Annotated in this window: 17 protein-coding genes and 1 riboswitch; of the genes, 14 read left to right on the forward strand and 3 right to left on the reverse strand. The window is 71.0% G+C overall.

Annotation, left to right across the window (positions count from 1 at the left end; all coding sequences use genetic code 11):
• Nucleotides 1-165 precede the first annotated feature (165 nt).
• From ACZ7NC_RS15300 to ACZ7NC_RS15310, 3 genes are all read left to right on the forward strand, one after another.
• Complete coding sequence (locus tag ACZ7NC_RS15300) at nt 166-2,235, forward strand: alpha-galactosidase (RefSeq protein WP_471488391.1); 2,070 nt, start codon at nt 166-168, stop codon at nt 2,233-2,235.
• A 307-nt stretch (nt 2,236-2,542) separates the two neighbouring features.
• A riboswitch (cyclic di-AMP (ydaO/yuaA leader) is annotated at nt 2,543-2,700 on the forward strand.
• 4 nt (nt 2,701-2,704) lie between these two features.
• Nucleotides 2,705-3,655: a M23 family metallopeptidase gene (locus ACZ7NC_RS15305; protein ID WP_471488392.1), complete on the forward strand. Its 951-nt coding sequence runs from the start codon at nt 2,705-2,707 to the stop codon at nt 3,653-3,655.
• A gap of 287 nt (nt 3,656-3,942) precedes the next feature.
• The gene (locus tag ACZ7NC_RS15310) at nt 3,943-4,728 is read left to right on the forward strand and encodes an SGNH/GDSL hydrolase family protein (RefSeq protein ID WP_471488662.1); all 786 of its coding nucleotides are present in this window, start codon (nt 3,943-3,945) and stop codon (nt 4,726-4,728) included.
• 104 nt (nt 4,729-4,832) lie between these two features.
• Here ACZ7NC_RS15310 and ACZ7NC_RS15315 read toward each other — a convergent pair whose 3' ends face one another.
• Together ACZ7NC_RS15315 and ACZ7NC_RS15320 are read right to left on the reverse strand one after the other, a co-directional pair.
• Entirely contained in the window at nt 4,833-5,453 is a 621-nt protein-coding gene (locus ACZ7NC_RS15315; protein WP_471488393.1) for a TetR/AcrR family transcriptional regulator, read from the reverse strand.
• Between the two features lie 70 nt (nt 5,454-5,523).
• Nucleotides 5,524-6,702 carry a Glu/Leu/Phe/Val dehydrogenase dimerization domain-containing protein gene (locus ACZ7NC_RS15320; RefSeq protein ID WP_471488395.1) on the reverse strand — a complete coding sequence of 393 codons (1,179 nt, stop codon included), beginning with the start codon at nt 6,700-6,702 and terminating at the stop codon, nt 5,524-5,526.
• A gap of 229 nt (nt 6,703-6,931) precedes the next feature.
• On the opposite strand from ACZ7NC_RS15320, the gene ACZ7NC_RS15325 reads away from it, so the two are divergent.
• The 6 genes from ACZ7NC_RS15325 (at nt 6,932) to ACZ7NC_RS15350 (ending at nt 13,460) form a co-directional block, all read left to right on the forward strand.
• On the forward strand, nt 6,932-8,107 hold the full coding sequence (locus ACZ7NC_RS15325; protein WP_471488397.1) for an MBL fold metallo-hydrolase: 1,176 nt from the start codon (nt 6,932-6,934) through the stop codon (nt 8,105-8,107).
• 601 nt (nt 8,108-8,708) lie between these two features.
• Entirely contained in the window at nt 8,709-11,342 is a 2,634-nt protein-coding gene (locus tag ACZ7NC_RS15330; protein WP_471488399.1) for a sensor histidine kinase, read from the forward strand.
• Between the two features lie 92 nt (nt 11,343-11,434).
• Complete coding sequence (locus ACZ7NC_RS15335; protein ID WP_471488401.1) at nt 11,435-11,869, forward strand: roadblock/LC7 domain-containing protein; 435 nt, start codon at nt 11,435-11,437, stop codon at nt 11,867-11,869.
• A gap of 2 nt (nt 11,870-11,871) precedes the next feature.
• Nucleotides 11,872-12,243, forward strand: a complete 372-nt coding sequence (locus tag ACZ7NC_RS15340; protein ID WP_471488664.1) for a DUF742 domain-containing protein — start codon at nt 11,872-11,874, stop codon at nt 12,241-12,243.
• Nucleotides 12,221-12,820, forward strand: coding sequence for a GTP-binding protein (locus ACZ7NC_RS15345; RefSeq protein ID WP_030956515.1), 600 nt, complete (start codon nt 12,221-12,223; stop codon nt 12,818-12,820). The genes ACZ7NC_RS15340 and ACZ7NC_RS15345 overlap by 23 nt, the downstream gene beginning before the upstream one ends.
• A gap of 61 nt (nt 12,821-12,881) precedes the next feature.
• Complete coding sequence (locus tag ACZ7NC_RS15350) at nt 12,882-13,460, forward strand: GAF domain-containing protein (RefSeq protein WP_471488403.1); 579 nt, start codon at nt 12,882-12,884, stop codon at nt 13,458-13,460.
• Nucleotides 13,461-13,502: 42 nt separating this feature from the next.
• Here the strand turns inward: ACZ7NC_RS15350 and ACZ7NC_RS15355 are convergent, their stop codons facing one another.
• The gene (locus tag ACZ7NC_RS15355) at nt 13,503-14,108 is read right to left on the reverse strand and encodes a GOLPH3/VPS74 family protein (protein ID WP_471488405.1); all 606 of its coding nucleotides are present in this window, start codon (nt 14,106-14,108) and stop codon (nt 13,503-13,505) included.
• Between the two features lie 396 nt (nt 14,109-14,504).
• Here ACZ7NC_RS15355 and tdh point away from each other — a divergent pair, with 396 nt between their 5' ends.
• Genes tdh through ACZ7NC_RS15380 form a run of 5 tightly spaced genes read left to right on the forward strand, consistent with a single transcriptional unit; the run spans nt 14,505 to nt 18,851 of the window.
• Nucleotides 14,505-15,533 carry an L-threonine 3-dehydrogenase gene (gene tdh, locus ACZ7NC_RS15360; protein WP_471488407.1) on the forward strand — a complete coding sequence of 343 codons (1,029 nt, stop codon included), beginning with the start codon at nt 14,505-14,507 and terminating at the stop codon, nt 15,531-15,533.
• A 39-nt stretch (nt 15,534-15,572) separates the two neighbouring features.
• Nucleotides 15,573-16,766, forward strand: coding sequence for a glycine C-acetyltransferase (locus ACZ7NC_RS15365; RefSeq protein ID WP_471488409.1), 1,194 nt, complete (start codon nt 15,573-15,575; stop codon nt 16,764-16,766).
• A gap of 38 nt (nt 16,767-16,804) precedes the next feature.
• Nucleotides 16,805-17,719, forward strand: a complete 915-nt coding sequence (locus ACZ7NC_RS15370) for a LysR family transcriptional regulator (RefSeq protein ID WP_471488410.1) — start codon at nt 16,805-16,807, stop codon at nt 17,717-17,719.
• A gap of 35 nt (nt 17,720-17,754) precedes the next feature.
• Complete coding sequence (locus ACZ7NC_RS15375) at nt 17,755-18,342, forward strand: helix-turn-helix domain-containing protein (protein ID WP_471488412.1); 588 nt, start codon at nt 17,755-17,757, stop codon at nt 18,340-18,342.
• Nucleotides 18,339-18,851 (forward strand): GNAT family N-acetyltransferase, encoded by a 513-nt coding sequence (locus tag ACZ7NC_RS15380; RefSeq protein ID WP_471488414.1) that lies wholly within the window; start codon nt 18,339-18,341, stop codon nt 18,849-18,851. Before ACZ7NC_RS15375 ends, ACZ7NC_RS15380 begins: the two co-directional genes overlap by 4 nt.
• The last annotated feature ends 24 nt before the right edge of the window (nt 18,852-18,875 follow it).

The following is an 18,875-nucleotide window of genomic DNA, read 5'->3' on the forward strand; positions in this document are numbered from 1 at the left end:
TCGGCCCCGGCGGCGCGGCTCGGCGGTGTGGCCGACGGGGTGCGCTCTCGACGATACGACATGGGATCCAGGGCCAATGAGTTATCCACAGGCGTTGCCTCGGGACCCCTCGCCCCTTGATGATGTTGGTACTTGATCGCACCTGTTCGACTCTGTGAGGGCTTGATGCTGGAGATCTCCGACAACGGCCGTACGTGGCTCCTCTCCGGGCCGACCAGCGGTTACGCCGTCCATCTGACCGAGGGCCACGAGCTGTTGCACCTCCACTGGGGGCCGCGGATCGCGCTCGCCGACGCCGAGGCGCTCGCCGTACGTCCGCTGCCGGAGTACTGGCCCTTCGAGTCCCCGCTCGACGGACGCGAGGAGTACCCGGTCGAGGGCGGCCCCCGCTTCGTACGCCCCGCGCTGTCCGTGCGCGGCGACGAGCGGCGCGGCACCGAGTGGGTTTTCGTGCGGTACGAGACCGAGGAAGACGAGCTGCGGTTGCGCTTTCGTGACGGCGGGCTGCACGTCACCCTGCACCACCGGATGCGCGGCGACGTCGTGGAGCGCTGGGTGACCCTGGACAACGAGGGGCCCGCTCTGGAGCTGCTGCGCGCCGACTCGGCCACCTGGACGCTGCCCGACCGGGAGGACTGGCGGCTGTCCCAGCTGCACGGCCGCTGGGGCGCCGAGTCCCGGCTGGCGCAGGCCCCGCTCACCTACGGCGAGAAGGTCATCGGCAGCCGCCGGGGGCACACCGGGCACCAGCATCTGCCCTGGGTCGCGCTGGACACGGACGCCACCGAGGAGCGCGGCGAGGTCTACGGCTGCGCCCTCGGCTGGTCGGGGTCCTGGCGCATCGCCGTGGCCCAACTTCCGGACGCGCGCGTGCAGATCACCGGCGGGGCCGGGCACGACGACTCGGGCCTGCTGCGCCTGGCGGCGGGGGAGTCCTTCACGACGCCCGTCTTCGCCGGCCTGTGGAGCGACGGCGGCTTCGGCGGGGCCAGCCGCGCCTGGCACGCGTACCAGCGCGCGTATGTGATCCCCGACGCCGACCAGGACCGGGCGGTGCTGTTCAACTCATGGGAGGCGACCGAGTTCGACATCTCCGAGGAGCAGCAGAGCGTGCTCGCGCGGCGGGCCGCGGCCATCGGGGTCGAGCTGTTCGTGGTGGACGACGGCTGGTTCGGCACCCGCACCAGCGACCGCGCCGGGCTCGGCGACTGGACGCCCAACCCCGACCGCTTCCCGTCCGGCCTCAAGCCGCTCGCCGAGTACGTGCACGCGCTGGGCATGCAGTTCGGCATCTGGGTCGAACCGGAAATGGTCAATCCGGACAGCGAGCTGTATCGCGCCCACCCGGAGTGGGTGCAGCACCAAACAGGACGAAAGCGTACGGAATTCCGCAATCAGCTCGTACTGAACCTCGCCCGCGACGACGTCCAGGAGTATCTCTGGGAACAGCTCGACGGGCTCCTCTCCAGCGCCCCGATCGACTATGTGAAGTGGGACTTCAACCGCTGCTTCTCCGACGCCGGCTGGCCCGGTGAGCCGTATCCGCAGCGCTTGTGGGTCGACCATGTGCGTGCCCTGTACGGTCTGCTCGACCGGCTGCGCGCCGCTCACCCCGGTGTCGCCTTCGAGTCCTGCTCGGGCGGCGGCGGACGGATCGACCTCGGCGTGCTCGGCCGTACCGACCAGGTGTGGACCTCGGACAACACCGACCCCCTCGACCGGCTCGCCATCCAGCACGGCTTCAGCCAGATCCACCCGCCCCGGGCCATGGCGGCCTGGGTCACCGACAGTCCGAACGCCATGCTCAACCACCGCGCCAGCTCACTGCGCTTCCGCTTCGTCAGCGCCATGGCGGGGGTGCTCGGCGTCGGCGGCGACCTGGAGCGGTGGACCGAGGAGGAGCTGGCCGAGGCCCGGGAGTGGGTGACGCTCTACAAGGAGATCCGCCCCCTGGTGCAGCGCGGTGACCTCTACCGGCTGCGGCCCCCGCGCGGCGGACTGAGCGCGGTGCAGTACGTGCTCGGGGACGAGACGGTCGTCCTCGCCTGGCTCCAGGCCCAGAGCTATGGCGAGCCCCTGCCGGCCCTGAGGCTGCGCGGTCTCGACCCGACAGGTGCGTATGAATGCCTTGAAACGGGCGAAATTCACCGAGGTGCCGTACTGGTGCATCACGGACTAAGTGCCCGTCTGTGTGGCGATCTGGATGCGACGGTTATTCGCCTCCGTCGCATCTAGGTGTTCTGTCCGAATTGACTACTTCATTCCAACTCGCTCTGGAGTGAAGGGAGGTGGAGCAGGGTCACGTGAGGAGCGTCATATTCGTGACCGTGCGTCGCCCGTCATGTCCACGTAATTCACATGTTTTTCATGGGGCTTTGAGTCGGACGGCATACCAAGAATTCACTCACGGTGACCGGTAATTCCCACAAGGGATCAACAGGAACGCATTCGGACGGAACCTCTCACTTGTTCCCATGCGTCTTCCTCGCTTACGTTCGCCACCAATCCGGACGGACGCCTAATCCTGCCGCCGACCGGATCCCGCGCTAACTCACCCGTCCACGGCAGGAGCGGGGGACCCACAGGTACAACCGCCTGTTCCGGTCTCCGGAACGGCTTGGGGTCAAGTCGCGTCCCGACGCGGCCGGGCATCTCCAGCCCGCACCCGACAGCTCACCTCGCAGGCGCCGGAGAGGAATTCGCCATGCCCGCGAAGGGTAAGCATCGCCGCCCGAAGCCCTTGCGCTTCACCCGCTCCATAGCCGTCGCCGGAACCGGCGGCGCCGCTCTCGCTCTCCCGCTCATGGGGGCCACCGGCGCCCACGCCGCTCCCTCGCAGTCCGTTTCGGAAAAGGCCGTTCAGTCCCTTCCCGCCGCCGGCCAGAAGGCGGTTGAGAAGAAGGCCGCCGAGAAGAAGACCGGCGTGCGGACCTATTCGGTGAGGGTGGGCGATTACCTTTCGAAGATCGCCGACAAGGAGAATGTCAGCGGCGGCTGGAAGCGGCTCTACGCCGACAACCGCGCGGCGGTCGGCGACGACCCGTCGCTGATCCACCCCGGTCTGAAGCTCACGATCGGTGGCAAGAAGGCCACGACGAGCACCCCCAAGTCCTCGTCGTCCGCCCCGTCCTCCGCCTCGTCGAAGAAGTCCTCGAAGCCCTCGTCGAAGCCGTCCTCGAACGACTCGAGCGCCTCGAAGTCCGCCGCGAAGACGACCTCGGCCGCCGGGACCGCAAGCACCGCCAACGGGTTCTCCGCCCCGCTCACCGGCGCGACCCTCGGCACCGGATACAAGGTGGCGGGCAGCATGTGGTCCAGCGGCTACCACACCGGTGTCGACTTCGCCGCCGCGACCGGCACCCCGCTCAAGGCGGTCGGCGCGGGCACCGTCGTCTCCGCCGGCTGGGGTGGCGCGTACGGCAACCAGGTCGTCATCCAGCTCGCCGACGGCTACTACGCGCAGTACGCCCACCTGTCCTCGCTCTCCGTCTCGGCCGGCCAGACCGTGACCGCGGGCCAGCAGGTCGGCCTCTCCGGCGCGACCGGCAACGTGACCGGCCCGCACCTGCACTTCGAGATCCGCACCACGCCGGACTACGGCTCGGACGTGGACCCGGTCGCCTACCTCCGCTCCAAGGGCGTTGCCATCGGCTGACGGCCGCCCGCGCGAAAGCCACCTGCCTGACACGCAACCGAAGGCCGGACCTCGATCCCCGGGTCCGGCCTTCGGTGTGTCCACGGTCCAGTGGCCGTGCCCCGGAGGCCGATGACAGTCATCACCCGCTCAACACCCCTGCTCAGAGGGTTATTCCAGGTTTGGTCAACACTTGGGGAGTGGCTTATCTCACCGCTCGTCAACCTCTTCCTACGGTCGCGTAGGTCACATTCAAAGGTGAATCATGTCCCGATGTGGCAGACGATTCGAAGAGTGACAGCAGATCAGTGATCGGGTCGTACGTCGCGGTGGGGGACAGCTTCACCGAGGGCGTCGGCGACCCCGGCCCCGACGGGGCGTTCGTCGGCTGGGCGGACCGGTTCGCGGTCCTGCTCGCGGACCGGCGTCCCGAGGGCGACTTCGACTACACCAACCTCGCCGTGCGCGGCAAACTGCTCGACCAGATCGTCGAGGACCAGCTTCCCAAGGCCGTCGAACTGGCCCCGGACCTGGTCTCGTTCTGCGCGGGCGGCAACGACATCATCCGGCCGGGCACCGACCCCGACGAGGTGGCCGAGCGCTTCGAGCGGGCGATCGCCCGGCTCACCTCCGCCGTCGGCACCGTCATGGTGACGACCGGCTTCGACACCCGTGGCGTACCCGTGCTGAAGCATCTGCGCGGCAAGATCGCCACGTACAACGGTCATGTGCGGGCCATCGCCGACCGGTACGGCTGCCCGGTGCTCGACCTGTGGTCCCTGAAGACGGTTCAGGACCGCCGGGCCTGGGACGGCGACCGGCTTCACCTGTCTCCCGAGGGGCACACGCGCGTGGCGCTTCGCGCGGGCCAGGTCCTCGGGCTGGAGATCCCCGCCGACCCGGACCAGCCCTGGCCGCCGCTCCCGCCCCGCGGCACCCTTGAGGTTCGCCGGGACGACGTCCAATGGGCGCGCGAGTACCTGGTGCCGTGGATCGGCCGGCGGCTGCGCGGCGAGTCGTCGGGCGACCATGTGACGGCCAAGGGCGCCATGTCCCCGGACGACATCAAGATGCGGATCCAGTCCGTGGCCTGAGAGCGGTTCGCGAGCCACAGATGCCTCCGGGCCGTACCGGTCACTGATCGGTGCGGCCCGGAGGCATGTCCCGCGGAGCGAACTCGGCGCCCGCACCACGTACGTCAGCGTCTGGACGCCGTCAACGCCGCCCGCTCCAGCCCCAGTTCCCGGGCCAGCGCCTCGTCCACCCACTCCTGGGCACGCGCGCGTGAGACCGCCCCCGGGTACGACGTCAGCTGTACGGCCAGTCCGTCGAGCAGAGCGGTGAGGCGCAGGGCCGCGCCGGCGGGGTCGGGACAGCGGAACTCGTCCGCCGCCACCCCCTCGGCGATGACCTCGGTGATGGCCGCCTTCCACTGCCGGTCCAGGTCCCGGGTGACCTCCTGGAGCGCGGGCTCGCGCAGCGCCGCCGCCCAGCCCTCGATCCACAGCCGCCAGCCCTTGGCCTGGCCGGTGGGCGCGTACCAGCGCACGGCGGCCCGCAGCCGTCGTAGCGCCGTGGTACGGCGGCCGAGCAGCCGGCGCAGATGGGCCAGGTCGTCCTCGGCCGCATGGGTGAAGGCGGCTGCGACCAGCTTCTCCTTCGTGGCGAAGTGATAGAGCACCAGCGCGTTGCTCACGCCGAGCGCCGAGGCCACGTCGGCGATCCTGACCGCCGCCACGCCCCGTGCCTCTATCTGCTCCACGGCGGCCCGCAGCAGTTCCTCCCGCCGCTCCGCCACGCTCAACCGCACTCTTGCCACGCCGTCACCCTAAAGCCTCGCCGCGAGCCGCTCCTCGGCCACAGCCCGGCGAGGTCTCCGCGGGTCGCCGTCATCGGTGCCGTCCGAACCGCTCGGTGATCTCCGGCAGCCGGTCCGCCGCGATGGCGTGCGCGGCGGCACGGGGAGCCGTCCCGTCGGCCTCCGCGCGGGCCAGCGTGAGGGCGGTCAGAGCGCGCATCGAGCGCCGAGTGTGGGCGAACGCCTCGTCCGCGTCCGGGCCGATGTCCCCGAACAGCGTCCACCACCACCAGGCGTTCGTGGCCGAGTTGACCACCACGTCCGGCAGTACGGTGACGCCACGCGCGGCCAGCAGTTCCTCCGCGTCGGGCTGTACGGGCATGTTGGCCGCCTCGACGATCCAACGAGCGGTGATCCGTCCCTGGTTCGAGGAGTCGATCGCGTACGAGACGGCCGCCGGAACCAGCACCTCCGCCTCCGCCGACAGCCAGGCGTCGCCCGGCAGTTCGCGGTCCCCGGGGCGCAGCGCGGCGCGGTCGATCGTGCCGTAGGCGTCGCGTGCCGCCAGCAGGGACTCGATGTCGAGGCCCGCCGGGTTGGCGATCGTGCCCTTGATGTCGGCGACGGCCACGACCGTGAGCCCCGCGCGCGTGAGGAAGCGCGCGGTGGCCCCGCCCATGGTCCCCAGGCCCTGCACCGCGGCACGGGTCCGCCAGTACGGCACACCGGCCCGGTCCAGAGCCGTCAGCACCGACTCCGCGACCCCGCAGCCGCCGACCAGTTCGTCGAGCCCGATGCCGTCGACGTCGACCGCGAACGCCTCCGCGAGCCGTCGCCGGGCATCCCGCTCGTCGTCGAGCAGCGGGTACACGGCCTGGACGGACGACACGAGCCCCGCCTCGACCGCCGCGCGGTCGACCACGTCCTGGGTGAGACCGAGGTCCTCGCCCGTGGTCCAGAAGTTCTCGATGTACGGCCGCATGCTCCGCAGGTAGCGCACCAGGAGCCGGTACGCCTCCGGATCCCGGGGGTCGCAGTCGATGCCGCCCTTGGCGCCGCCCAGGGGGACGTACCGCGCCTCGGGGTCGTAGTGCAGCGCTTCCTTCATGCTCATGCCGCGGGCGAGCCCGGTGACCTCGTCCAGCGTGCAGCCCGGACGCATGCGCAGCCCGCCGCTGGCCACGCCGCGCACCAGCCGGTCGACGACCAGGAAGCCCTGGCGGCCGGTGACGTGGTCGGTCCAAGTGAGCGACAGCAGGGGGGCGTTCATGGGGTCTCCGGGGTCGCGGGCCGGGCTCGGGGCAGGTGGGGTCCCGACGCGGCTACTGAACGAGGAGTCAGTATCGAAGCGGGATGGGGACATGTCAACGATCGTGGCTGGATCAGCGGGAGCGGGGTGGCCCGCGGGGGTGTCGGAGCTCGCAGGGCCAGGGGGTATCCGGGGGTGTCAGCGGGGCCGACCATAATGGAATAACTCACCGACTCCACCTGGAGGTACCGTGGCCGGTTTCCGTTTCCCGAGCTCCGGGCTGCGCGCCCTGCGGCCCGAGGCCTTCGGTGTGGATCCGAGCGGTGAGCGCATGGCGCGTATCCGCAGATCGCCGCACTTCCGCAACGGCGTTTTCCAGAACCCCGGAGGTACGGCGCGGACCAGGCCGTCCGGATCGATGCTGGAGTTCGGCAAGCTCTACTTCGACAAGGAAGCCCGGCCGCGAAGGGCCCCCAAGGGCACCGTGCCGGTGCACCCCACCACCTACGCCGACCTTTCCAAGCCGCCTGCCACGGGGCTGCGCCTGACCTGGATGGGGCACTCCAGCGTCCTCGCGGAGATCGACGGCCATCGCGTGCTCTTCGATCCCGTGTGGGGCGAGCGCTGCTCCCCGTTCCCCTTCGTCGGACCCAAGCGGCTGCACCCCGTGCCCCTCTCGCTCGCCGCGCTGGGACCGGTCGACATCGTCGTCATCTCGCACGACCACTACGACCACCTCGACCTGCCCACGATCAAGGCGCTGGCCGGCACCGACACGCTCTTCGCCGTACCGCTCGGCGTCGGCGGCCATCTCGAGCACTGGGGCGTGTCCGCCGACCGGCTGCGCGAGCTGGACTGGCACGAGACGACCAAGGTCGGCGGGCTCACCCTGACCGCCACCCCGGCCCGACACTTCTGCGGCCGCGGACTGCGCAACACACAGCACACCCTCTGGGCGTCCTGGGTCGTCGCCTCGGACGAGCACCGGATCTACCACAGCGGGGACACCGGCTACTTCGAGGGCTTCAAGGACATCGGCGCCGACCACGGCCCGTTCGACGCCACGATGATCCAGGTCGGCGCCTACTCGGACTTCTGGCCCGACATCCACATGACACCGGACGAGGGCGTCCGGGCCCACCTCGACCTTCAGGGCGGCGATCCCACCGCGGGCGTCATGCTGCCGATCCACTGGGGGACCTTCAACCTCGCTCCCCATCCGTGGGCGGAGCCGGGCGAGTGGATGATGCGGGCCACACACAAGGCCGGGGTCGCCATGGCGGCCCCGCGCTGCGGTGAGCCCTTCGAGCCGGCCTCGGTGCCGCCCGTGACGCCCTGGTGGCGTGATGCGGCCGAGGCGCCCGCCGGCGGGTGGCCGACCTGGCCGCCGGTCGCTTCGGGGGCCGCCGACACGGCCATCGCCTAGATCGGCTTCGGAGTACTTCGGCAATTCCGCCCGCGGGTGTCTTTCTCTTCCGGTCGGCTGCCGTGGAGCAGCCCGCGGTTGTGCGAGGAGTCGCCGCCCGCGCCCCCGCACGGCGATGCGCGCGGGGCGTCCGGGAGTGCGTTCGGGGCGCCCGGAAGGCAGTGTGCGCCGTTACGGGCGGTGACGCTCTGGGGTTCGCGTGCCGGGCGCACGGAGTGCTGAAACGTCCCGGCCGGGGCAGAGTCCGCGAAGAAAGGAAACGTCCGGGAGGGGCGGGGCACGGAAAGTGCCCCGCCCCTCGGCTTTTCTCCGTGACCACTTCTGACCAGGTCCGATCGTTCGACTGCTCCTTATGGGCGAACGGTGGAGCGGGTTATCGGTCTGTCGTACGAGGCCTCATACCAGAGCGGGACGCTCCCTGCGGGACTTTGTCAACTGCCCACCGCACTTGATGCGGAGACGACTACCGTGAGTGTCCGTCGGGCGACACACAGCCGAATTCATCGGCTCAGTCGACCGACATCGCGATGGCGCATGCCCCGGGCCGCGCAGACCGCGCGCACCCCAGGCCCCCGACCGACGGACCAGTACGAGGACCCCGATGTCTCAAACACGCGCCCCGGCCGCACGCGCTGACCGCCGTGAGGGCGGGCGGCACGGGCGCCCGGCCGCCCGAACCGCACCCGCGCTGCCCGAGACCCATATACGGCCCCAACTGCTGCGGCTGGCGGTGCTGCCGCCCGTCGCGGTGACCCTCAGCGCCTGCGCGGCCGTGCTGTTCGTCGTGCGCTCCACCGGGGCACGGCCGAGCCTCACCCTGTGGGTGGTGCTCGCCGGCGCCGTCTCGGTCACCCTGGCGGGCATCCTGATCGCCGCCGTGGCCGCCAACCGTGCCGCCCGGTCCGTGACCGACCGCATCCGCGCACTGCGCCGCAGCAGCGCGCGCAGCGAGGCCGATCTGCGGGCCCTCGTGGAGACACTGCGGCGCGGTGACGGGCCGCCGAAGCGCAAGCCGCGCAGTGGTCCGCCCGAGGGCGCCGACGACTTCGAACTCCTCGCCGCCGACCTGGCACGCGCCCACGACGGGGCCGTCACCGCCGTCGTCCAGGCCGCCCAACTCTCCAGCCAGGCAGGCAGCGAGCAGAAGCTGGAAGTCTTCGTCAACCTCGCCCGGCGTCTGCAGTCGCTCGTGCACCGCGAGATCTCCATCCTCGACGAGCTCGAGAACGAGATCGAGGACCCCGACCTGCTCAAGGGGCTCTTCCACGTCGACCACCTCGCCACTCGCATCCGCCGCCATGCGGAGAACCTCGCCGTCCTCGGCGGCGCCGTCTCCCGCAGGCAGTGGAGCAACCCGGTGTCCATGACCGAGGTGCTGCGCTCGGCCATCGCCGAGGTCGAGCAGTACTCGCGGGTCAAGCTCGTGCCGCCGATCGACGGCACCCTGCGCGGGCACGCGGTCGCCGACGTCATCCACCTGCTGGCCGAACTGGTCGAGAACGCCACGGTGTTCTCCGCCCCGCACACCCAGGTGCTGCTACGGGCCAACCTCGTGACCTCGGGGCTCGCCGTCGAGGTCGAGGACCGCGGGCTCGGCATGCCCGTCGGCGAACAGAACCGCATGAACGCCCTGCTCACCGACCCAGACCAGGTCAACGTCGCCAGCCTGCTGGCGGACGGGCGGATCGGGCTGTTCGTCGTCTCACAGCTCGCGAAGCGACACGGCATCCATGTCCGCCTCCAGACCAACATCTACGGCGGTGTCCAGGCCGTACTCGTCGTGCCGGAGGGGCTGTTGGGCGCGGAGCCGGGGGCGCGCACGGGTGCCGCGCGGGGGCATGAGCCGCAGGGGGTGGCGGGAGCGGCCGTGCCGTCGCACTCTCCTGCGCAGTCCTCGTCGCCCTCTGCGCAGGCGCGTCCGCAGCAGGCGCCGGTGCCGCCGCCGCAGCGTCGGCAGTCCGCGGGGGAGGCCACGTCGCCTTCGCCCGCGGCCGCTTCTGCCGGGATGGAGAGCGGCGGGCAGCGGGGCGTGACGGAGACGCAGCCGCAGGCGTCGCAGGGTGCGTCGCTTCGGCAGCAGCCGGAGGCCGAGGGGAGGGGGTCGGGCCCCGGTGCGAACGGCACCGCTCCGGCGCCGCTGCCTGTGCGCGGCGCCAGGGGGGGACGGTCCAACCCGGCGGAGGCCGTGCCCGGCATCAGGCCTGACGAACGCCGGCTCGTCGCGGAGAACACCGGCACACCGCCGACCCCGCGCGTCAGCACCGTCCGCGGCACCATGGGCAAACCCACACTTCCGCGACGCCGGGCCCAGGAGCACATCGCACCTCAGCTGCGGGGAGGCCCCGCGCCGCGCCAGGAGTCCGAGTATCTCGCCGGGCACGACCCGGGGTTGATGGCGGCCTTCCAGCGGGGGATCGGGTTGGCGGAGACGCAGCAGCACATGGAGTCGGCGGGTGGGGATGCCGGGTTTGTGGGTGGCGGATCTGTGGAGGCTGGGCACATGGGCGCCGAGCACAGGGGAACCGAGCACATGGGCGGCGGATCCACGGAGTTGGGGCTCGGGGAGTCCGGACATGCGGAGTCGCGTCATGTGGAGGCGCGTCATGTGGGTGGCCAGCACAGGGCTGGCGGGCACATGGATTCCGGCCACATGGGCGACGTGGGCGACGGACCCATGGGTCCGGGGCATATGGGCGCAGGCCACATGGACGCCATGCACACAGCTTCGGGCCACACGCTCCTGGGCCACACGGCGTCCGGCCACACAGCTCTTGGCCACACGGTGTCCGGCTCTATGGGCTCTGGCCATATGAGCGAGGGGCACGCGAACACGAGCCACATGAGCACGGGTCACATGGACTCGGCACACACCGCCACCACACACGGGACCACAGCGGCGTTCACCCCCTCACCACGCACGGCCTCCGACACCACCCCACCCATGCCGGAGCCGGCCCGCTCGAACCCCACGCCGCCCCCACTCACCCGCCTGGAGTCCGTCCGCCCGGAACCAAGTCGCTTTGAGCCCACCAGTCTCGACACGGGCCGCACGCAGAGCCCACATCTGCGCCCGACGTCCCTGGATGCACTCGACATGGTCGTGCCCCCCACGACCACCCGGCCTCCCATGGGTGCAACGCCCATGGACCCGGCCCATGTAACCGAGCCGCACCCCGGGCCCGTGCCCGGCACCGACCACACCACTTGGCCCGACGGGAGCGCACCAGCCGGATGAGCACGACCATGACCAGCTCGAAGTCCGCCTGGGAGTCCACCCCCAACCCCAGCGCTCCCGCAGACCTTCGTACCTCAAGGAGTCGATCCATCATGGCGAGCGAAGCGCCGACCGCCCATGTCTCCGATCTCGACTGGCTGATGAGCGGGCTAGTGCAGCGCGTGCCGCACACAAGCAGCGCGGTCCTGCTGTCCTGCGACGGGCTCGTGAAGTCGGTACACGGCCTCGACCCGGACAGCGCCGACCACATGGCCGCCCTGGCCTCCGGCCTGTACTCCCTCGGCCGCAGCGCCGGGGTCCGCTTCGGCGACGGCGGGGACGTGCGTCAGGTCGTCGTCGAGCTGGACTCGACCCTGCTCTTCGTGACCACGGCCGGCTCCGGCACGTGTCTCGCCGTGCTGGCCGGACGCGAGGCCGACGCCGCGGTGCTGGGCTACGAGATGGCCATGCTCGTCAAGAGCGTCCGCCCCTACCTGGTCACCGCTCCCCGGCAGCACGCCGCCGAACCCCCTGCGATGAGGCCTTGAACGTGACGGCGGCCGGCGACGGGCCCTGGCTCGACGATGCGGCCGGACGGCTGGTGCGCCCTTTCACGGTCAGCAACGGCCGTACCAGGCCCACCGTCGCGCTCGACCTCATCTCGCAGGTGATGGCCACCGGGGCGACCCCCCTCGGCTACCTCGGCCCCGAGCACGAGCAGGCACTCGACCTGTGCCGCGCGCCCGTCTCGGTCGCCGAGGTCGCCGCCCACCTGAAGCTGCCGGCGGCCGTCACCAAGGTGCTGCTGGCGGACCTCGTCGACTGCGGGGCGCTCACCACCAAGCCCCCCGAGTTCCACCACAACCCGACAGACCGGGCTCTTCTGGAGGCAGTGCTCGATGGACTACGACGACAGCTCTGACCCCTTCCCCACCGCACTGAAGATCTTGGTGGCGGGAGGCTTCGGGGTAGGCAAGACGACCTTTGTGGGCGCGGTCAGCGAGATCGCGCCACTCAGCACGGAGGAACTGCTCACCACGGTCAGTGCCGCGACCGACAGCCTCGAGGGCGTCGAGAACAAGGTCGAGACGACCGTGGCCATGGACTTCGGCCGCATCACACTCGATCCGGAACACGTCCTGTATCTGTTCGGCACGCCCGGACAGGAACGGTTCTGGTTCATGTGGGACGAACTCTCGGAGGGCGCGCTCGGAGCGGTCATCCTCGCCGACACCCGGCGTCTGGAGGACTGCTTCGCCGCCGTCGACTTCTTCGAGCAGCGCGGCCTCGGTTTCATCGTCGCGATCAACGAGTTCGACGGCGGCTACCGATACGACCCGGAGGAGGTCCGAGCCGCCATCGACCTCGATCCGGAGATCCCGATCGTCCGCTGCGACGCCCGGATCTCCAGCTCTGGCGTACAGACCCTGCTGACCCTGGTACGGCACCTCATCGCCCACACACCGGCACCCGCGCCCAGCCACGGGGCCCACATGTGACATCCGCACACACCAGCACGGAGCCGCATATGACGTACGCCCACAGGGACGGAATCCACCCATGAGCTACGGCCCACCCCATCCGGTCGCTCGCCTGCTGCTCACCCCCGAGGACAAGGAGGCCCCCGCCCGCGCCCGGCGACTGCTCCGACTGAGGTTGGGGGATCATCCCGACCCGGCCCTAGACGTCTTCGCGGGCCATCTCGCCGAGCTCACCGGGGCGCCGTACGCCATGGTCAACTTCATCGACGAGAACGGGCAGTTCTTCGCCGGCCTGTATGCCCGGCACCGGGTGACCCTGACGCGGGCCGACGACGCCAAGCCGGAGCTGGGCCGCCATATGGAGCGCGACCATGGGTTCTGCCCCCATGTGGTGGTGCGACGCAAGGCGCTGGTCCTGGAGGACGTCTGCGACTATCCGCGGTTCGCCGGGAATCCGATCGTCGACGAGTTCGGTATCCGCTCCTACATGGGCGCCCCGCTCATCGACAGTACGGGGATGGCGCTGGGCACGGTGTGTGTCGTCGATGTGGAGCCGCGGCCGTGGGGGAGGGCCGGGCTGGAGACCATCAAGGTGTCGGCGGCGGACCTGGTCGCCCGGCTGGAGCGACGGGAGGCCGACGGGCTCCCACTGCTCTGACTCCCGGTCCGTACAAGGAGGCCCTCGCGTCGGTAGTAACCCCTAGTAGCCCCGCCACACGTTGTCGAACGCGGCGTCCTCGATCGCCCGCCGCTGCCGTACGGCCTCCAGCTCCATCACGGCGTCGCCGACCGCGGCCAGCACGGTCGTGACGGTCTCGTCGGTGAGGCCCTCGGTGGCGTCGGCCGACTCCTCGCGGATCCCGGCAGCGGTGGCCAGGGCGGTGAGCACCGGCTCGCCCGATGCCCAGCGCTTCTCGGCCCTGTCCTTGGCGACCGAGTCGACCGGCACCGTCCGCGCGGCCCGCCGCGGGATCCGGAGGCCCCTTGGCCGGGCCGTGAGTCCCATGCGCTCCAGATCCGCGAGATAGGCCGCGGACAGTCCGCGGCCCCGGCGCCACAGCCAGTCCTCGACCGGCTCGTACGGCTCCTGCCGTACGAGGGAGGAGGCGGCCTCGTCCAGCAGTCGGTCGCCTGTCGGCGCCTGCGCGCTGGGTGTGATGAGGTCGCCGTCCAGGACGAGGGCCCGGGCGTCGATGAGGTCGAACACCTCGGCCGCCGCGAGCGCGAGAGACAGATCGCCCTGTTCCACCGGGTGATCCGGTGCCATGTCCAGGGCGACGATCGCGAGGTCCCGTGCGGTGTTCATGAGCGGCTCCTGGTCAGTCGGCCGAGTGCGGGGCGCGGGCGTGCGGCCGCCTCGCGGGTCGGGGCGTCTTACGCCGATTCTCGCTGCCGTTCGGGCGCCGTGTGGCGTACTACCAGCATGTGGTGCGGGAAGCCGATTCTCAGCCCGGCGTGGCCACGGCCGCGGCGAGGACCACGAGGGCGGCGAGCAGCAGGTCGGGCAGTGCCCCGTGCTTCGAAGGGGGACCGCCGGCGTCCGGGCCGAGGGTGTGAAGGAAAGCTGTGGCGCCGCTTAAGAAATCCTCGATGGACCAGGACGCCGCCGTACGGCAGATTGCTACGCGATTCCACCCCCCTTCCCGGCCGCGGGCTCGATCGGCATGCCCGCGGCCGGGACTCACGCACAGGAGCCGTTGCGTTGAAGGCGCTGGTCAAGGAGAAGGCGGAGCCCGGGCTGTGGCTCGCGGACGTTCCGGAACCGGCCGTCGGGCCCGGTGACGTACTGATCAAGGTGCTGCGCACCGGTATCTGCGGCACCGATCTGCACATCCGGTCCTGGGACGGCTGGGCGCAGCAGGCGATCCGCACCCCGCTCGTGGTCGGGCACGAGTTCGTCGGCGAGGTCGTGGAGACCGGTCGGGACGTCACGGACATCGCCATCGGCGACCGGGTCAGCGGTGAGGGCCATCTGGTGTGCGGGAAGTGCCGCAACTGCCTGGCCGGCCGCCGCCACCTGTGCCGTGCCACGGTCGGCCTCGGCGTGGGACGGAACGGTGCCTTCGCCGAGTACGTCGCCCTGCCCGCCGCCAATGTGTGGGTGCACCGGGTGCCCGTGGACCTCGATGTCGCGGCGATCTTCGACCCGTTCGGCAACGCCGTGCACACCGCGCTGTCGTTCCCGCTGGTCGGCGAGGACGTACTGATCACCGGCGCCGGTCCGATCGGCCTCATGGCGGCGGCGGTGGCCCGGCACGCGGGCGCGCGCAACGTCGTGATCACCGACGTCAGCGAGGAGCGGCTGGAGCTGGCCCGCAAGGTCGGCGTGAGCCTGGCGTTGAACGTGTCCGAGTCCAGCATCGCCGACGGGCAGCGCGTACTCGGCCTGCGCGAGGGCTTCGACATCGGTCTGGAGATGTCCGGCCGCCCCGAGGCCATGCGCGACATGATCGCCAACATGACGCATGGCGGCCGTATCGCCATGCTCGGCCTGCCCGCCCAGGAGTTCCCGGTCGACTGGGCGCGGATCGTGACCTCGATGATCACCATCAAGGGCATCTACGGCCGCGAGATGTTCGAGACCTGGTACGCGATGTCCGTGCTGCTGGAGGGCGGCCTCGACCTCGCCCCCGTGATCACCGGCCGGTACGGCTACCGCGACTTCGAGGCGGCGTTCGCCGACGCGGCCAGCGGTCGCGGCGGCAAGGTCATCCTCGACTGGACCGCCTGAGTCACCGCGTAAGTCCTCTGCATTCCTAGGAGCATTGAGATGTTCGACTCCGTGCGCGACGACCTGCGCGCCACCCTCGACGAGATCCGCGCCGCCGGCCTGCACAAGCCCGAGCGCGTCATCGACAGCCCCCAGTCCGCGACCGTCAACGTCAGCGCCGGCGGCCGCCCCGGCGAGGTCCTCAACTTCTGCGCCAACAACTACCTGGGCCTCGCCGACCACCCCGAGGTGATCGCCGCCGCCCACGAGGCACTGGACCGCTGGGGCTACGGCATGGCGTCGGTGCGCTTCATCTGCGGCACGCAGGAGGTGCACAAGGAACTGGAGGCCAGGCTCTCGGCGTTCCTCGGCCAGGAGGACACGATCCTGTACTCCTCCTGTTTCGACGCCAACGGCGGTGTGTTCGAGACGCTCCTCGGCCCCGAGGACGCGGTGATCTCCGACGCCCTCAACCACGCGTCGATCATCGACGGCATCAGGCTGTCGAAGGCCCGCCGCTTCCGCTACGCCAACCGTGATCTGGCGGACCTGGAGCGGCAGTTGAAGGACGCGTCGGACGCCCGGCGCCGGCTGATCGTCACCGACGGCGTCTTCTCCATGGACGGCTATGTGGCCCCGCTGCGCGAGATCTGCGACCTCGCCGACCGTTACGACGCCATGGTCATGGTCGACGACTCGCACGCCGTCGGCTTCGTCGGCCCCGGTGGGCGCGGCACCCCCGAGCTGCACGGCGTCATGGACCGCGTGGACATCATCACCGGCACCCTCGGCAAGGCGCTCGGCGGCGCCTCCGGCGGCTATGTCGCGGCCCGCGCCGAGATCGTCGCCCTGCTGCGCCAGCGCTCCCGGCCGTACCTCTTCTCGAACACCCTGGCCCCGGTGATCGCGGCGGCCTCCCTCAAGGTCCTCGACCTCCTGGAGTCGGCCGACGACCTGCGCGTCCGGCTGGCCGAGAACACCGCCCTGTTCCGCCGCCGTATGACGGAGGCGGGCTTCGAGATCCTCCCCGGTGATCACGCCATCGCGCCCGTGATGATCGGCGACGCGACGAAGGCCGGCCGGCTGGCGGAGCTGCTGCTGGAGCGGGGCGTGTACGTGATCGGTTTCTCGTACCCGGTGGTGCCGCAGGGGCAGGCGCGCATCCGCGTCCAGCTGTCCGCCGCGCACTCGACGGACGACGTCAACCGTGCCGTGGACGCCTTCGTCGCGGCCCGGGCGGAACTGGAGGCCTGACGTCCGGGCGGCCCGGACATATTGCGATAATCGATCTCATGATCGAAGCGCGGCGGCTCCACATCCTCCGTGCGGTGGCCGACCACCGCACCGTGACGGCGGCTGCCGCCGCGCTGTATCTCACGCCCTCCGCGGTCTCCCAGCAGCTCGCGGCCCTGGAGCAGGAGACGGGCCACCGCCTGGTGGAGCGCGGGGCCAAGGGCGTACGGCTGACCCCGGCCGGCGAGATCCTGCTCAACCACACCAACGCCGTCCTCGCCCAGTTGGAGCGGGCGGAGGCCGAGCTCGCGGCGTACAGCTCGGGCGCGGCCGGCACGGTCACCGTCGCCTCCTTCGCGACCGGTATCGCCCTGGTCGTCGCGCCCGCGGTGGCCCGCCTCGCCGGGACGTCCCCCGGCATCCGCATCCGCGTCCAGGACGCCGAGGGTGATGCCAGCCTGCCCATGGTGCTGGACCGGCAGGTCGACATCGCGGTGGCCGTGGAGTACCGCGGGGCACCGCCCGCCGACGACCCCCGTCTGTCCCACGTGCCGCTGTACGCCGAGCCCTTCGACGCGGTGGTCCCGGTCAGCCACCGCCTGGCCGACGCGGCCGAGGTGCCGCTCGCCGAGCTGGCCAAGGACACCTGGATCGGCCCGTACCCCGGCAACCCCTGCCATGACGTGGTGGTCCTGGCCTGCGAGAACGCGGGCTTCCAGCCTCGCCTCGAACATTCCTCGGACGACTTCCGCGCGGTCGTCGCCCTCGCCTCGGCCGACGCGGGGGTGGCCCTCGTGCCGCGCTCGGCGCTGCGCGGCATGGACCTCGCCGGGGTCGTCGTACGTCCCGTCGACGGCGTGGCACCCACGCGTCGGGTCTTCGCGGCCGTACGGCGAGGAGCCGAGGAGCATCCCTTGATCCGGCCGGTGCTGGAGGCGCTCGGCGAAGGCGGCGGGGGAGTGAGCCTGCCGTAACAGCGTCGTTTCATATGTGGGATAGCGTCCCGAATATGAAACAGGAAGCAATGGGCGGCGAAGTCCCGGACACCGTCGACACCCGCCTCGGCGCCCGCCTCGCCGAGCTGCGGGCCGAACGCGGCTGGTCCTTGGGCGAGTTGGCGGACCGCAGCGGCATCAGCCGCTCGACCCTGTCCCGGGCCGAGCGGGCGGAGATCAGCCCCACCGCCTCGCTGCTGAATCGCCTCTGCCATGTCTACGGCCGCACCATGTCCCAGCTGCTCAGCGAGGTCGAGTCCGAGCCCGCGCTGCTGGTGCGGGCGGCGGAGCAGCCGGTGTGGGAGGACCGTTCCTCCGGTTTCGTACGGCGATCCGTGTCGCCGCCGCACGCCGGGCTGCGCGCCGAACTCGTCGAGGGACGGCTGGCCGCGGGCGCCGACATCGCGTACGACCGGCCACCCGTACCGGGTCTGGAGCAGCACATCTGGGTGCTGGAAGGGACGCTTGAGGTGACGGTGCAGGAGGTCGAGCACCGACTCGGCGCCGGGGACTCTCTGCGGATGCGGGTATGGGGGCCGACGCGGTTCCGGTGCGCGGGGCCCGGGACGGTGCGGTATGTGCTGGCGGTGGTGCTGCCGTGATCGTGACCCGACTGGACGAGGCCCAACTGCTGGACCACGTCGATGACCTGGCCGACCTGCTGATGGACACCGTGGCGGACGGCGCGTCCGTCGGATTCATCGCGCCCCTCGACCGTACGGCGGCCCGGACCTGGTGGAAGGAGCGCGCGGCGGTCGTCGGCGCCGGGCGGCTGGCGGTGTGGGTGGCCCGCCGGGACGGGCGAGCCGTCGGCACGGTCGGTCTCGCCTTCGCCGACAAACCCAACAGCGGCCATCGGGCCGAGCTGGTCAAGCTGATGGTGCACCGGGAGGCGCGGGGACAGGGCCTTGGCCGCAGACTCCTGACGACCGCCGAGCAGGCCGCGACCGACGCCGGTGTCACCCTCCTCCACCTGGACACCGAGACCGACAGCCTCGCCGAGCGCCTGTACGGCTCGGCCGGCTGGACCCGGGCCGGAGTGATCCCGGACTACGCGGCGAGCCCGGCGGGCGTGCTGCGGCCGACGACGATCTACTTCAAGTACGTGTGACCGAGGCCGCTGACTGTCAGAGCC

Source organism: Streptomyces sp. NPDC111802, assembly GCF_055634335.1.